We start from the raw sequence: 14,387 nt of genomic DNA on the forward strand, positions 1-14,387 counted from the left end.
GTATAAGAGACCGGCGCGCGGGCGGCGCGGCGCGCGCCCGCGCTACGGCGCCTCGGTCGGCCGCGGGGCCAGCGCCTGCACCATGAGCTCGCCGAGCTCCCGCGGCGCCGTGAACATCGGCCAGTGCCCCGTCTCGAGCCCGAGGATCGAGAGCTCCTCGGTCGCCACGAGCTCCGCCGCCCAGGCCTGGTGGTCCGCCACCATCGTCGCGAGGTCGGCCGCCGGGATCTCGCACGTGATCACCGTCGCCGGGATCGTGTGCCGCGCGGCGTCGGCGTAGTGGAAGCGGTCGGACGGCACCGCGGCGGGCTCGGGGATCGCCCGGTGCTCGAAGGCCGCGCGCAGTTCCGGCGTCATGCCGCGCACGGTCGCCGGCTCCCAGACGTCCCACGAGGGCAGCGGCACGACGCCGTCCACCACGGGCAGCTCGTCGTTGACGCAGCCGCCCTCGGGCCCCGGGAAGGTGTCGACGTAGAGCAGGTGCGCGACGAGCGACGGGCGGCGATCGGCGGCCATGTACGCGATCGGCCCGGCGCCGGAGTGCCCCGCCAGGACCACGGGCTCGTCCGGCGTGGCGACGTCGTCGAGCAGCTCGACCAGGGCGGCCACCTGCTCGTCGAGCGTGTCGCCGTCGCGGGTGACCGCCTCGACCGAGTGTCCCGCTGCTCGGAGCACCGGGGCCACCTCGTCCCAGGCGCTCGCGTCGAGCCAGAAGCCGGGCACCAGGATCACGTGCATGACGCGGACGCTACTCGCCGGCGTTCGCCGTGGTGCGCGCCGCCGTGCACACGGCGCACTCCCCGAAGATGTCCACCACGTGGCTGGCGTTCGTGAACCCGTTGGCCGCCGCGACCTCCTGCGCCCACCGCTCCACCGGGTCCGCCTCGATCTCGACCGTGCGGCCGCAGTTCCGGCAGATCAGGTGGTGGTGGTGTGCGTCGGTCGTGCACGCGCGGTACAGCGACTCGCCGTCCTGCTGCAGCGAGTCCGCGTCCCCCTCGGTCGCCAGGTCGGAGAGCGCCCGGTAGACGGTGGCGAGTCCGATGGTGGAGCCGTCGTCCCGCAGGTGCTGGTGCAGCGCCTGCGCGCTGACGAACCCCTCGGTGCTCGACAGTGCGGTGCGCACCGCCTCGCGCTGCCACGTGTTCCGCTTCGGCTTCTGCACGGCGTTCATGCGGTCGCTCCTTCCTTCCGGCCGGCGGCGGACAGGGGGTCCGCGTCGTCGGCCCGGAGACGCGGTGCGCCCCCGTCACGCTGGTCGCGGCGCACGATCCGGTCGCGTCCGCGCTTGTCCTTGCGTCCGCCGACGATCCGGCAGACCACCCAGATCACGAACGAGATGGTCGTCACGTACGGGCTGATGGGCAGGCCCCCGCCGAGGGCGAGCAGGATCCCGCCGACCACCGAGACGACGGCGAACACGGTCGACAGGATCGGCACGACGACGGGGTGGGAGCTGAGGCGCAGGGCGGCCGCGGCGGGCGTGACGAGCAGCGACAGCACGAGGAGCGCGCCGACGATCTGCACCGACACCGCGGTGGCCAGCCCGAGCACGAGCATGAAGACGAGCGCCAGGGTCCGCACCGGCACCCCGGCGGCGGCGGCCACGTCCGGGTCGACCGACGAGAACATCAGCGGGCGCCAGATCACGAGGAGCGTCACGACGACGATCGCGGCCACGACGACGAGGAACGTCAGCTGCGGGTTGTCCACCGAGACGATCTGCCCGGTGAGCAGGCCGAACTTGTTCGCCGCACGGCCCTTGTAGAGCGCGAGGCAGAGGATGCCGAGGCCGAGGCCGAAGGGCATGAGCACGGCGATGATCGAGTTGCGGTCGCGCGCCCTGGACCCGAGCAGCCCGATGAGGAGCGCCGCGATCACGGACCCGACGAGCGACCCGGTGACCACGTTCACGCCGAGCAGCAGCGATGCCGAGGCACCCGCGAACGAGAGCTCCGAGATGCCGTGCACGGCGAAGGGCATGTTCCGGGCGACGACGAACGGCCCGATGAGCCCGCCGACGATGCCGAGCACCGCACCCGCCCAGATCGAGTTCTGCACGAGCACGACGAGCTCGCCGTAGTCCTGGAAGGAGAAGACCTGCGACCAGACGTCCATCAGATCCGCCCCTCGTCGGGCGTCACGGCGTTCGGGTCCGCGTCGCAGTGCTGGTCGTGCGCGTCGTTCGCGCCGACGATGACGATCCGCCCCATCGTGCGGACGACGTCGACGGGCGTGCCGTACAGGTCGGAGAGCACGTCGGTGCGGAGGACCTCGTCCGGTGCTCCGATCCGGAAGCGTCCGCCCGCGATGTAGAGCACGCGGTCGACGACGTCGAGGATCGGGTTCACGTCGTGGGTGACGAAGAGCACCGCCGCGCCCTGCTGCCGACGCTGCCGGTCGATGAGCTCGGTGACGCCGCGCTGGTGCCGCAGGTCGAGCGAGATGAGCGGCTCGTCACAGAGGAGCAGCGCGGGGTCTGCGGCGATGGCCTGTCCGACGCGGGTGCGCTGCTGCTCGCCGCCGGACAGCTCGGCCACCGGGGCGTCCGCGAAGGCGGTGGCCCCGACCTCGTCGAGGATGCGATCGACCCGGGACCGTTCGGCACGGCTCGCGGGCGTGATGCCCCACCGTGAGCCGGTCACGCCCTGCGCGACCATGTCCCGCGCCCGGAGCGGGGTGCCGGCGTCCATCAGGCGCTGCTGTGGGATGTACCCGATCTTCCGGTGCCCGCGCCGGACGGGCTGGCCGAGGAACGACATCGAGCCGCTCGTCAGCCGCTGCTGCCCGAGGACCGTGCGGAGGAGCGAGGTCTTGCCCGCCCCGTTCGGTCCGAGCACCGCGACGAACTCGCCCGGCGCCAGGTCGAGGTCGAGGTGCGACCAGAGCGCACGGGAGCCGTACGACAGTCCGGCGTCGCGGAGTTCGAGCACGGCGGAACCGCCACTGCCCGGGGCAGTGGCGGTCCGCTCGGTCGTCGGGTGGGAGACGGTCGTCACTTCTGGAGCGCCGCCTGCACCTGGTCGATGTTCGCCTGCTGCCACGAGACGTAATCCTCCCCCTTCGGGAGCGTCTCCGTGACACCGATGACGGGGACGCCGTTCTCGTCGGCCGCCTTCTTGACCTGCTCGGTCTCCGGGCTGGACGTCTGCTCGTTGTAGGCGAGGAGCTTCACGGTCTTGTTCGTGAACAGCTTGAGCGTGTCGTTCAGCGCCGCCGGGGGCACGTCGTCGCCCTCCTCGATCGCCTCGGAGAAGGCCTCGGGCGTGACGTTGTCGAGACCGATCGCGTCGAAGAGGTACCCCGGGACGGGCTCGGTGTACGCCACCTTCTGGCCGTCGTAGGTCTTCTTCAGCTCGGCCGTCTTCGCCTCGAGCCCCTCGAGCTTCGTCGTCAGCGCGTCGGCGTTCTTCGTGAAGGTGTCCGCGTCCTGCCGGTCGAGGTCCCCGAGGCGCTTCGCGACGTCGTCGGCGAGCTTGACCATCGTCGGGTAGCTGTAGAAGACGTGCTCGTTGAACTCGGCGTCGCCACCCTTGTCGAGACCGGAGAGCTCGACGACGTTGATCGTGTCCGCCTTGGTGCTGGACGCGTCGGCGAGGGTGGTCATGAAGTCGTCGTACCCGCCGCCGTTCTCGATGAGGAGGTCGGCCTTGGACACTGCGAGCTGCGTCGTTGCGCTCGACTCGAACGAGTGCGGGTCCTGCGACGGGTCGTCGAGGATGCTCGTGACGGAGACGTGTTCGCCGCCGATCGCCTCGACGATCGAGCCGTAGACGTTGGTGGAGGCGACGACCCGGACGGTGCCGTCGCCCGACGCGTCACCGGAGGCGGAGGACGTCGCGCAGCCCGTCAGGGCCAGCGCGGCGGCGCCGACGACGAGCGGCAGGGCGAGGAGACGGTTGTGCATGTCGACGAGCGTAGGGCTAGTTGATAACGGTTGTCAAAACCAGTATCAACCCGTTGACGGACGGGAGGCGCGGTGCCAGCCGACACCGCGCCTCCCGTCCGTCAGCAGGTGACGTCCGTCACCTCGTGACGGCTACGGCTTGGTCGCCGCGTCGATCGTGTTCTCGGCGATCGTGTCCTCTTCGCGCCCGGGGGTGCGGAGGTTCCACTTCTTGATCACGAAGCTGAACAGGAAGTAGTAGACGACCGCGTAGCCGAGGCCGATCGGGATGAGCCAGATCGCACCGTCCGCCTTGCCGAAGTTCAGCACGTAGTCGATCGCACCGGCGGAGAACGAGAAGCCGTCGTGGATGCCCAGGGCGTTCACCAGGGCCAGCGAGGTGCCCGTGAGGACCGCGTGGATGATGTAGAGCGGGAACGCGACGAACATGAACGAGTACTCGAGGGGCTCGGTGATGCCGGTCACGAACGAGGTGAGCGCGGCCGAGAGCATGATGCCGCCGACGAGCTTGCGGTTCTGCGGCTTGGCGTTGCGCCAGATGGCGAGGGCACCGGCGGGCAGCGCGAACATCATGATCGGGAAGAAGCCGGTCTGGAAGATGCCGGCCGTCGGGTCGCCGGCGAGGAAGCGCGCGATGTCGCCGTGGTAGGTCACGCCGCCCGTGGTGAAGCTGCCGAGCTGGAACCACGGGAAGAAGTTCAGCAGCTGGTGCAGCCCGATCGGGATGAGCATGCGGTTGACGAACCCGAAGATGCCACCACCGAGGACGGCGTTGTCCGCGACGGCCTGGCCGGCGGCGGTCAGTGCGATGTCGAAGTAGCGGTAGAAGAACGACATCACGACGGCGATGAGGAGACCCGCGACCGCGGTGAGGATCGGCACGAGGCGGCGGCCCGAGAAGAAGCCGAGGAAGTCGGGCATCTTCGTGCGGTGGAACTTCTCCCACAGCACGGCCGACACGAGCCCCATGACGATGCCGCCGAGGACGCCGAAGTTGATGGTGGCCTGGTTGCCGTTCGCGTCCTTCACCCCGTCGAGCACGATCGGGGACATGGCCGCGAAGACCTGGTACATGACCATGTAGCCGACGACGGCGGCGAGCGCCGTGGTGCCGTCGGACTTCTTCGCCCACCCGATCGCGATGCCGACCGCGAAGAGGAGCGGCAGCCAGGTGAACACACCGTTGCCGGCCGCGGCGATGATCGTCGCGCCCTTCTCGAAGCCCGGGATCGCCCCGAGCATGTCGGCCTGGCCGAGGCGGAGCAGGATGCCGGCAGCCGGCATGACCGCGATGGGCAGCAGGAGGCTGCGGCCGAGCCGCTGGGCGTTGGCGAAGACGCGCGACTGCTTCTTCGGCGTCTTCTTCTCCGGCACATCCGTGGCAGTGGTGGTGCTCATCGGAGGTCCTCTCGTCGTTGGGTGGAGCTGTCGGGGTGAGTTGAGTCGTACAGTCAGCGCAGGTAACCTCGGCGGTGTCGCCAGGTCCGGTCCTGTCCGGTCATGACCAGTTCCGTAGTCTGAACCGCGACCCCACGCCTGTCAACCCGGCATGCGTTTTCGTAACGAGGAGGAAACGATGGCTGACATCAAGGCCGCTGACATCATCGCCGCGCTCGGTGGCGCCGAGAACATCGACGAGGTCGAGGGCTGCATCACGCGCCTCCGCGTCGAGGTCGAGGACGGCGACCTGGTCGACAAGGACGCGCTGAAGGCCGCGGGCGCCCAGGCCGTCGTCGGCGGCGGGACGGGTTGGCAGGTCATCGTCGGCCCGATCGCCGACAACCTCGCGCAGGACATCCAGGACGAGCTGTGACCGCGGTCCGGACCCCGTTCCAGGGCCCGGTCGTCGCACTGGCCGACGTGCCGGACCCGGTGTTCGCCGGGCAGCTCGTCGGTGCCGGCGTCGCGGTGGACCCGACCGGGGTCGACGGCGCCGTGACCGCGGTCGCGCCGGTCGACGGCACGATCGTCAAGCTGCACCCGCACGCGTTCGCCCTGCAGGGCGCCGCGGGCACCGACGTGCTCGTGCACGTGGGCATCGACACCGTGAAGCTGTCGGGCGAGGGCTTCGAGCTCCTCGCCACCGAGGGCGACACCGTCGTCGCGGGCGACCCCGTCGTCCGGTTCACTCCCTCGGTGATCTCGGCTGCCGGCTACTCGCCGATCTGCCCGGTCGTCGTGCTCGGCTCCGCGCCGGACTCCATCGCGCAGGACGCGGTCGGCACCACGGTGCGCGACGGCGACACCCTGTTCGAGGTCTGAGCGGGGGCCTTCCCACGCACTCGGCGACACCGCACGGCCTGGACGTGCCGTGCGGTGTCGCGCAGCGCGACGGTCGGCGCTAGGCGACCGCGTTCGCCGCCGTCGCCGTGACCTCCATCTGCACGCGGTAGCGGTCCGAGCGGTACCAGCTCCGCGTGTGCTCCACCGGGCGCTCCCCCGCGTAGGACACCCGGTCGAACTCCAGCAGCGGCGCCCCGGTCTTCGTGCCGAGCAGGGTCGCCACGTCGTCCGCCGCCGGGTTCGCGGCGACGGTCTGCTGCGCGCGGTCGATCGGCGTGCCGTACTCCGTGGCGATGATCGAGTACACCGAGTCGGACAGGTCGTGCTCGAGCAGGCCCGGGAACGCGTCCGCGACGAACCAGGCGTCGTCGATCGACACCGGTGCGCCGTCGGCCATGCGCAGCCGCTTCACGTGGAAGGCGCGGACGTCGGGGTCGAGCCGCAGCGCCGCGGCCGTGTCGGACGGGGGCACCCGCTCCTCGCGGACGAGCACGACCGTCGTCGGTACGTGACCCATCGCACGCATCTCCTCGGTGAAGGAGGCCAGGTGCAGGGTCGACTGCACGGGTCGGTGCGCCACGAAGGTGCCCTTGCCGCGTACGCGTTCGAGGTAGCCCTCGTTCACGAGCTGCCCGAGGGCCTCGCGAACGGTGATCCGGGACACCCCGTACTCGGCGATGAGCTGGCGTTCCGACGGGATCGCCGCACCGGGTGCGAGGCGGACCGTGGCGAGGTCGAGGAGGATCCGACGCAGCTGCTGGTGCTTCGGTTCGGCACCCTCGGTGATCCGGCTCGTCATGCGGTCCTCGTGCTCCGTCGCTGGTCGTGCGGGTGGTCATGCGCGGACATGACCAGTTGCTGCCACAGTAGCGAGTCCCCCTCGGAACGCCAACGTGCATGACAAGATGACGCGCGTGACAACCGTGGTGATCGTCGACGACGAGACGCTCGTCCGCTACGGCTTCGAGCTCATCCTCGGCGCCGCACCGGACATCGACGTCGTCGCCACGACCGGGGACGTCGACGCCGTGCGGACCATCCGCGACCACGCGCCGGACGTCGTCCTGCTCGACGTGCGGATGCCGCGCGTGAACGGGCTCGAGGTCCTCCGGGAGCTCCGGGCGTTCCCCGAGCCGCCCGCCGTCGCGATGCTCACCACCTTCGACACCGACGAGTACGTCGGGCAGGCGATGGAGCTCGGTGCCGCCGGGTTCCTGCTGAAGGACACCGACCCCGAGGGGCTCGCCGAGTACGTCCGCGTCCTCGCCCGCGGCGGGGTCGTGCTGGCCCCGGGTGTCGACCGGACCAAGCTCTTCGCGGCACGTCCGAGTGCCCCGGCGCCGGCCGTCAGCGACCGGGAGCACGCCGTCCTCCGGCTCGTCGCCGACGGCGTCAGCAACCCGGACATCGGCCGTCGGCTCGGGGTGAGCACCGGCACCGTCAAGGAGGACATCCGGTCGCTCCTCGCCGCGTTCGGCGTCCCGACGCGGGTCCAGCTCGCGCTGCGCGCGGCCGAGGCGGGGCTCCTGGATGGCTGACGGGGAGCGGCCCGGGCGGGTCCGGCAGGTGCTCGCGGCGACGGACGGGAGGCTCGACCGGCTCGTCGACGCCGGCCTGCGTCTGGCGCGCACCCACCCCGCACCGTGGTGGGTGCTCGACGCCCTCTTCGTCGCCGCCGCGGTCGCCGATGCGGTGCTCGACATCTCCGGTGCCACCACCCTCGAGACGTGGCTGTCGCTCGTCGCCGCGGCGGCGCTGCTGCTCCGCCGACGCTTCCCCGTGCTCGCGTTCGCCCTGACCATGCCCGGACTGTTCGTCGGGTCCGCGGTGGTGGCCGCCAGCGTGGCGCTGTTCACCCTCGGGGAGCGCACGAGCCGCCGGTGGCTGATGCTCCTCGCCGCCCTGGTGCAGTTCGTCGGGTTCAGCGGGTTCGTCGGGCCGCCGCAGACCCTCGACGAGATCGTCGTCTCGGTGGTCTACGCACTCATCTTCGCCCTCGGTCCGCTCGCCGTCGGCCTGCTCGTGCAGACCCGTGCCCGCCTGACCGAGCAGCTCGTCGAGTCCCGCCGGGCCCGCGAGGACGAACGCCGACAGGCCGCGGCCGTGGCGCTCTCCCGCGAACGGGCCCTGCTCGCCCGCGAGATGCACGATGTCGTCTCGCACCAGGTCACCCTCATCGCGGTGCAGGCCGGTGCGATGCAGATGGCCGGCCGCGACGAGGCCGAGCGCGGGTTCGCGCGGACGATCCGGCAGCTGTGCGTCGTCACCCTGCAGGAGCTCCGCGAGATGGTGCAGGTGCTGCGGGCGTCCGGCGGTACCGACCGCGAGATCGCGCCGCAGCCGGTCCTCGCCGACCTGCCCCGGCTGGTGGCCGAGAGCGGCCTCGAGACCAGCACCACCGTCGACCTGCCGGACACCCTCGCGCAGCCGCTCCAGCGGGCCGTCTACCGGTTCGTGCAGGAGGGGCTGACGAACGTCCGCAAGCACGCCCCCGACGCGACCGTCCGGGTCAGCGGCCGGATCCACGGTGAGCACGTCCTCGTCGACGTGGTGAACGGCCCCGCGCGTTCGGAACGGCTCGAGCTGCCGGGTTCCGGCCTCGGGCTGATCGGGCTCGGCGAACGGGCGTCGCTCCTCGGCGGGAGCATGGAGTCGGGTCCGCAGCCGGACGACGGGTTCGCACTGCACCTGCGGCTGCCGGTCGAGCACGTGCCGTCCGCGCCCGTCGTCTGACGGTCGTCCCCCGGAGCGACGCGGCGATGGCCGATCGGCCATCGGGGTTCACGCCGTGGAGCGATGTCCCGGAGCGCGCGGTCCGCTGTGATGGGACCGTGGCACCAACAGCACTCATCGGACGTCTCCGTCGGTTCCCGGTCTCCGTCGTCGTGACGGTGGCCGCGGCCGTGCTCGTCGTGACCGCCCGGATGGCACACTCCGAGCCGGACTTCCCGCACCAGCCGCCCGTCGCGTGCCTCGCCCTCGTGGCCGTGGTCCTGACGACGGTCCTCGCCGAGCGGTCCCTCGGGTCGCTCCGGACCCTGGTCGTCGGGATCGGAGCGCCGCTCGTCGGTGTCCTCGCGACGCTCCTCACCGTCACCATCGGGTCGGCGCTGGGCGAGGCGCACGCCGAGTTCGCCGTCGGGCAACCGCTCTTCGCGCCGTCGATCGTGGCCACCGCACTGCTCGGTGCCGCCTCGGCGACGATGCCCCCGCAGCGCCGCTGGCGCGTCCGTGCCGCCCTGTGGACCGTCGTCCTGACCCTCGTGCTCTTCGCCGGCCACGGGTCGGACCTGGCCCGTGCCCTCGCGACCCTGCTCGGGACCGCCGCCGGTGCCTGGATCGTCCGCCGCGCCTCCGAGCCCGCGCACCGCAGCACCGCCGTCACCGCCCGGACCGTCGTGGTGAGCGCGCTCATCGCGCTCGGTGCCGGGACCCTCGTGACGCCCGTCGTGCCCGACCCGGACGGCGTGCTCTCCCCGTTCGCCGACGCGATGCCGAACGGCTCCGTGGTCGTCGTCGGCGTCCTGCTGCTCCTCGCCGCCTGGCTCGTCCACCGCGGGCGGCGGGTCGGTGTCGCGCTGGCGATCGCCGTGCTGCTGACGCTCACCGTCGTGCTCGCCGACGTCTTCCTCATCGAGCCGGTCCAGGACGACGCCGTGCAGTGGCAGGGACTCGGTCTGGACGCGGTCGAGTGGCAGGTGACCCTGCTCGGGGCGTGGATCGTCCCCGCCGCCGTGCTGCTGGCCGTCGTCGTCCTCCGACCGCGACTCGTCCGGGCACGGTTCCGGGCCGCCGGTGCCGGGCGTGACGACCTCGTCTCGATGCTCCGCGACGGCGACGCCGGCACCCTCGGGCACATGGGCACCTGGCGCGGGAACGCGACCTGGACCCACCCGGGCGGGCTCGGTGCCGTGGCCTACCGGGTGCGCGGCGAGGTCGCCCTCGCCGTGTCGGACCCGGCGTGCGCCACCGCTGACCGCGCCGAGGTGCTCGCCGGCTTCACGGCCTTCTGCGAGCGCCAGGGCTGGGTCCCCGCGTTCACGAGCGTGCACGAGCCGGTCCGCGCGATCCTCGGCGCCGAGGGCTGGACCGCGCTGCCGGTCGGTGTCGAGTGCGTGCTCGACGTGACGACCTTCGACCTCCGAGGCAAGAAGCGGCAGGACCTGCGCACCGCCTCGAACCGGGCCGACCGCGAGGGCGTCCGCGACGAGTGGACGACCCTCGACGCGCTCGGGGCCGACCAGCGTGCCGAGGTCGAGGCCATCTGCACGCGGTGGGCCGCCGACCGTCGGCTGCCCGAGATGGGCTTCACGCTCGGCGGGTTCCGGGAGCTGGACGACCCGGACGTCCGGCTCCTGCTCGCCGTCACCGCGGACGGTCACGTCACCGCGGTGACCAGCTGGCTGCCCGTCCACGAACGCGGGGCGCTGACCGGGTACACGCTCGACGTCATGCGCCGTGGCGACGACGGGATGCCCGGCGTGATGGAGTTCCTCATCGCCCGGACCGCCCTCCGCGCCCGCGAGGCCGGCCTCACCACGATCAGCCTGTCCGGCACGCCGCTCGCCGCGCACGCCGGGGCGGGTCCGCTCGTCGTGCGCGGGTCGGCGATGCTCGCCCGGGCGCTCGAACCGGTGTACGGCTTCCGCTCGCTGCAGCGCTTCAAGGAGAAGTTCGGCGCCCGGCACGAACCGCTCTGGCTCGTCGTCCCCACGCCGCTGCACGTCCCGCGGGTGACCCGCGCCCTGGCCGCGGCGTACGTGCCGGGGCTCCGCCCGAAGCACCTGTGGGCGCTCCGGCAGGCGCACCGGCTCCAGGCGGCGGACGCCCGCGCGGCGGCCCGGTCGTGAGTCCGACCGCCTGGCTGCTCGCGACGCAGCTGCAGGCACCGTCGAAGCTCGTCCCGATCGACACCGCCTTCGCCGTGCTCGCACTCGTCGTCCTGCTCCCCGGGCTCCGGCGGATGCGCTCCGGCCCCGCATGGCGGGCGGTGCGGGTGCGCGCGGTCGTCGCGGCGGTCGCATCCGTGGCGGTGCTGGTCGTCTGCTGGATCGTCAGCGACGTGGTCGACCTGTTCGGCGTCGCCCTGAGCGGCGTCACGCGCATGTGGGTCGCGGTGGCCACGGCAGCCCTCGCGCTGGCGGTCACCGGGATCGTGCAGGGTGGTCGCGGGCGACGGGTGCTGGCCGCCGTCCTGGTACCGGCCGCGCTCCTCGTCCCGGCGCTCGGCGTGAACGTCGAGTTCGCCAAGTACCCGACCCTCGGCACCGTGGTGCAGAGCGACCCGTACCCCGCGCTCGACCTCGACGCCACCCCGGCGGCCACGATGCCCGCGGCGGGCGTGATCCGGACGGTCGACATCCCGGGAACGCGCTCGGGCTTCCCCGCACGTCCCGCCGTCGTCTACCTGCCGCCTGCCGCCCTCGTCCGCGACCCGGCGCGCCTGCCCGTGGTCCTGGCGTTCGCCGGGCAGCCGGGAGCGCCGAGCGACATGTTCACCGCCGGGCAGATGGGCACGGTGCTCGACGCGTACGCCGCCGCGCACCACGGGCGGGCGCCGATCGTCGTGTCCGTCGACCAGCTGTCGGCACCGGGTCGCAACCCGATGTGCGTCGACTCGCGGCTCGGGAAGTCGGCGTCCTACGTCACCCGGGACGTGCCCGCGTGGCTCGCTGCCCACCTCCCCGTCACGCCGGACCGACGAGCATGGGGGCTCGTCGGCTTCTCGCAGGGGGCGACGTGCGCGATGCAGTTCGTCACCGCGGACCCGGCGTCGTTCGGCGCGGCGCTGGCGATCTCCAGCGAGCTGCAACCGATCGACCAGAACCCCCAGCACAGCGCCGACCAGGCCTTCGGCGGGTCCGTCGCCGCGTGGCGGGCGGCCGCCCCGATCGCGCAGATGCGGGAGAACGGCCTCGGCGGGCACGCCCTGTGGCTCACCGCGGGCTCGGCCGACCGCCAGTTCAGCGAGAACGCGCGGAAGCTCGGCCGTGCGGCACGGGCGGCGGGCGCGGACACCGTCGTCGCCTCCGCGCCGAAGAGCGGCCACGACTGGAACACCGTGCAGTGGTCCCTCCGCACGGAGCTGCCGCACGAGGCCGACGCCCTGTTCGGAGCCCTGCGGTGACCGGCGTCGTCACCCTGCCCGTCGTCGCCCTCGCCGCGGTCGTGCTCATGGCCGTGGGTCCGGTCGGAGCCACCCCGGTCGCTGTCGTCCTGCTGGTGCTGTGCGGGGTCGCCCGCGCGCTCGTCCCCTCGTCGGAGGCGTCGACCCCGGTGGAGGGACCCGGCTCAGGCGTTGGCGACGAGCCAGGCCCGCTGCGTCCGTGACAACGCTCGGTCGGCCCAGACCTGTCGCTCGACCCCGCCGGGGGTCGGTGCGGAGGTCGACCCCTGCCACACCAGGGACAGGCCGGCGCGCCCGAGCACCGCGGCCGAGGCCGGGTTGTTCGTCAGGACGCGCCCGGTCACGGGGACGTCGGCGCCCACGTCCCGCGCGGCGGCGACGGCCGCGAGCGCGACCTCGGTCGCGTAGCCGTTGCCCCACGCCGACGGCGTCAGGCGGTAGCCGAGGTTCCAGACGCCGGCCGCCGTCATGTCCACGCCGCCGACCCCGAGGAACGCGTGGTCGGCCGAGGACCGGACCGCCCACGAGCCGAGCCCGTGGCGTGCCCGGCCGCCGATCTTGCGCTGGACGAGGTCGATGGTCGTCGCCCGTGCCGTGTGCCGACCGGTGGGCAGGTGCGTCCACGTGCGCGCGTCGGAGAACAGCGCGTGCACGTCGTCGATGTCCGCCGGCGACAGCGGGGTGAGCAGGAGGCGATCCGTTCGGATCTCCTGCGGGGGCATCAGGAGCTGGTGGACCATGGGTCGATCATCGCCCCGCCCACCGACATCCGTGTGAACACCACGCGACGTTTGCGGAAGCCCGCAGATGGTGAGCAGGAACGGTCGAGCAGCTCGGCGACACTCGACCGTTCCTGCTCACGAAGCCGCTCAGTCGAGCAGGAGCGCCGGTTCCTCGAGCACCGAGGCCACGTCGTGCACGAAGCGCGACGCCACGTCACCGTCGACGACCCGGTGGTCGAACGAGGCACCGATGGTCGTCACCATGCGCGAGCGGACCTCGCCGTCGACGACCCACGGCTTCGGCTTGATCGTGCCCATGGCGACGATCGCGACCTCGCCCGGGTTGAGGATCGGGGTGCCGGTGTCCATGCCGAACACGCCGATGTTCGTGATCGACACCGTGCCGTTGGCCATCTGCGCCGGGGTGGTCTTGCCGTCGCGGGCGGTCAGGGTGAGCTGCTCGAGGGCCTGGGCGAGCTCGAGGAGGGACATGTCCTGCGCGTCCTTGATGTTCGGCACGATGAGCCCGCGCGGGGTCGCCGCGGCGATGCCGAGGTTCACGAAGTGGTGGACGATGATCTCGCGGTCGGTCCAGGTGGAGTTCACCGAGCGGTTGCGGCGGACGGCCCAGATCACGGCCTTCGCGACGATGAGGAGCGGCGACACCTTGACGCCCGCGAACGTCGGCGACGCCTTGAGCCGCTTGACGAACTCCATCGTGTGGGTCGCGTCGACGTCGACGAACAGGGACACGTGCGGCGCGGTGAACGCCGACGTGGTCATCGCGGTCGCGATGGCCTTGCGGACGCCCTTGACCGGGATCGTCTCGCTGCGCACCTCGCCCCACTCGGGCGTCTCGATGTTGCGGAAGACGCTGGCCTGCTTCGCGTGCCGGATGACGTCGTCGCGCGTGACCTCGCCGGCGAGCCCGGTCGCGACGATCTCGCTCAGCTCGACGCCGAGGTCCTTCGCCAGCTTCCGGATCGGGGGCTTCGCGAGGACGTTCGTCGCGGTGCTCTGCTTGCGCGGGGCGGAGCCGAGGGCGGTGATCGCCTCGGCGGTCGACTCCTCGCCCGGGTCGGTGGCGGCCTCGGCGGCCGCGGCGGCGTCGGCACTGGAGGCGCGGCTCGCCTCGGCCGCGAGCGCTGCGGCCCGGCGGGCGCCCGGCTTGCGACGGGACGGCGACGAGGTCGCCGAGCCGTAGCCGACGAGGACGGCGCCGGAGGACTCGTCGGTCCCGACGACCGAGGCGCCCTCGGCGACGGGCTGCGCGGGCGTGGCGGGAGCGGCGACGGCGGGAGCCGGCGTTGCAGCCGGTGCCGGGGTCGCCGCGGGAGCGGGCGGGGTC

General features: G+C 72.4%; 15 protein-coding genes. 6 read left to right on the forward strand and 9 right to left on the reverse strand.

Translation table 11 applies throughout. From position 1 onward, the window contains the following. Positions 1-42: 42 nt before the first annotated feature. The 6 genes from ACNQOV_RS17405 to ACNQOV_RS17430 form a co-directional block, all read right to left on the reverse strand. Positions 43-738, reverse strand: coding sequence for an alpha/beta fold hydrolase (locus tag ACNQOV_RS17405; protein WP_022908194.1), 696 nt, complete (start codon positions 736-738; stop codon positions 43-45). A gap of 10 nt (positions 739-748) precedes the next feature. Continuing rightward, positions 749-1,174, reverse strand: a complete 426-nt coding sequence (locus tag ACNQOV_RS17410; RefSeq protein ID WP_022908195.1) for a Fur family transcriptional regulator — start codon at positions 1,172-1,174, stop codon at positions 749-751. Next, a complete protein-coding gene (locus tag ACNQOV_RS17415; protein WP_402265561.1) occupies positions 1,171-2,118 on the reverse strand; it encodes a metal ABC transporter permease in 948 nt (315 codons plus the stop codon). Before ACNQOV_RS17415 ends, ACNQOV_RS17410 begins: the two co-directional genes overlap by 4 nt. Further along, positions 2,118-2,999, reverse strand: coding sequence for a metal ABC transporter ATP-binding protein (locus ACNQOV_RS17420; RefSeq protein WP_416396127.1), 882 nt, complete (start codon positions 2,997-2,999; stop codon positions 2,118-2,120). The genes ACNQOV_RS17415 and ACNQOV_RS17420 overlap by 1 nt, the downstream gene beginning before the upstream one ends. After that, positions 2,996-3,907 carry a metal ABC transporter solute-binding protein, Zn/Mn family gene (locus tag ACNQOV_RS17425; protein WP_416396129.1) on the reverse strand — a complete coding sequence of 304 codons (912 nt, stop codon included), beginning with the start codon at positions 3,905-3,907 and terminating at the stop codon, positions 2,996-2,998. The genes ACNQOV_RS17420 and ACNQOV_RS17425 overlap by 4 nt, the downstream gene beginning before the upstream one ends. Positions 3,908-4,039: 132 nt before the next feature. After that, positions 4,040-5,305 carry a PTS transporter subunit EIIC gene (locus ACNQOV_RS17430; RefSeq protein WP_022907162.1) on the reverse strand — a complete coding sequence of 422 codons (1,266 nt, stop codon included), beginning with the start codon at positions 5,303-5,305 and terminating at the stop codon, positions 4,040-4,042. A gap of 178 nt (positions 5,306-5,483) precedes the next feature. Here ACNQOV_RS17430 and ACNQOV_RS17435 point away from each other — a divergent pair, with 178 nt between their 5' ends. Together ACNQOV_RS17435 and ACNQOV_RS17440 are read left to right on the forward strand one after the other, a co-directional pair. Then, the gene (locus ACNQOV_RS17435) at positions 5,484-5,720 is read left to right on the forward strand and encodes a PTS transporter subunit EIIB (protein WP_022907163.1); all 237 of its coding nucleotides are present in this window, start codon (positions 5,484-5,486) and stop codon (positions 5,718-5,720) included. Further along, a complete protein-coding gene (locus ACNQOV_RS17440) occupies positions 5,717-6,169 on the forward strand; it encodes a PTS sugar transporter subunit IIA (protein WP_402265568.1) in 453 nt (150 codons plus the stop codon). The genes ACNQOV_RS17435 and ACNQOV_RS17440 overlap by 4 nt, the downstream gene beginning before the upstream one ends. Before the next feature lie 79 nt (positions 6,170-6,248). Here ACNQOV_RS17440 and ACNQOV_RS17445 read toward each other — a convergent pair whose 3' ends face one another. Continuing rightward, positions 6,249-6,989, reverse strand: a complete 741-nt coding sequence (locus ACNQOV_RS17445; protein ID WP_416396132.1) for a GntR family transcriptional regulator — start codon at positions 6,987-6,989, stop codon at positions 6,249-6,251. A gap of 106 nt (positions 6,990-7,095) precedes the next feature. Here ACNQOV_RS17445 and ACNQOV_RS17450 point away from each other — a divergent pair, with 106 nt between their 5' ends. From ACNQOV_RS17450 to ACNQOV_RS17465, 4 genes are all read left to right on the forward strand, one after another. Beyond that, positions 7,096-7,728, forward strand: a complete 633-nt coding sequence (locus ACNQOV_RS17450; RefSeq protein WP_031262370.1) for a response regulator transcription factor — start codon at positions 7,096-7,098, stop codon at positions 7,726-7,728. After that, entirely contained in the window at positions 7,721-8,923 is a 1,203-nt protein-coding gene (locus tag ACNQOV_RS17455) for a sensor histidine kinase (RefSeq protein ID WP_402265573.1), read from the forward strand. Before ACNQOV_RS17450 ends, ACNQOV_RS17455 begins: the two co-directional genes overlap by 8 nt. Before the next feature lie 98 nt (positions 8,924-9,021). Next, complete coding sequence (locus ACNQOV_RS17460) at positions 9,022-11,040, forward strand: bifunctional lysylphosphatidylglycerol flippase/synthetase MprF (RefSeq protein WP_416396135.1); 2,019 nt, start codon at positions 9,022-9,024, stop codon at positions 11,038-11,040. After that, entirely contained in the window at positions 11,037-12,317 is a 1,281-nt protein-coding gene (locus tag ACNQOV_RS17465) for an alpha/beta hydrolase (protein ID WP_416396137.1), read from the forward strand. Before ACNQOV_RS17460 ends, ACNQOV_RS17465 begins: the two co-directional genes overlap by 4 nt. A gap of 164 nt (positions 12,318-12,481) precedes the next feature. Here the strand turns inward: ACNQOV_RS17465 and ACNQOV_RS17470 are convergent, their stop codons facing one another. Both ACNQOV_RS17470 and ACNQOV_RS17475 read right to left on the reverse strand, forming a co-directional pair. After that, complete coding sequence (locus ACNQOV_RS17470; protein WP_416396139.1) at positions 12,482-13,057, reverse strand: GNAT family N-acetyltransferase; 576 nt, start codon at positions 13,055-13,057, stop codon at positions 12,482-12,484. A 129-nt stretch (positions 13,058-13,186) separates the two neighbouring features. Further along, positions 13,187-14,387 (reverse strand): dihydrolipoamide acetyltransferase family protein (locus tag ACNQOV_RS17475; protein WP_416396141.1); only part of this gene is annotated, 1,201 nt, incomplete at its 5' end.

The sequence above is a fragment of the Curtobacterium sp. LFS084 genome (assembly GCF_047977705.1).
Classification (GTDB): domain Bacteria; phylum Actinomycetota; class Actinomycetes; order Actinomycetales; family Microbacteriaceae; genus Curtobacterium.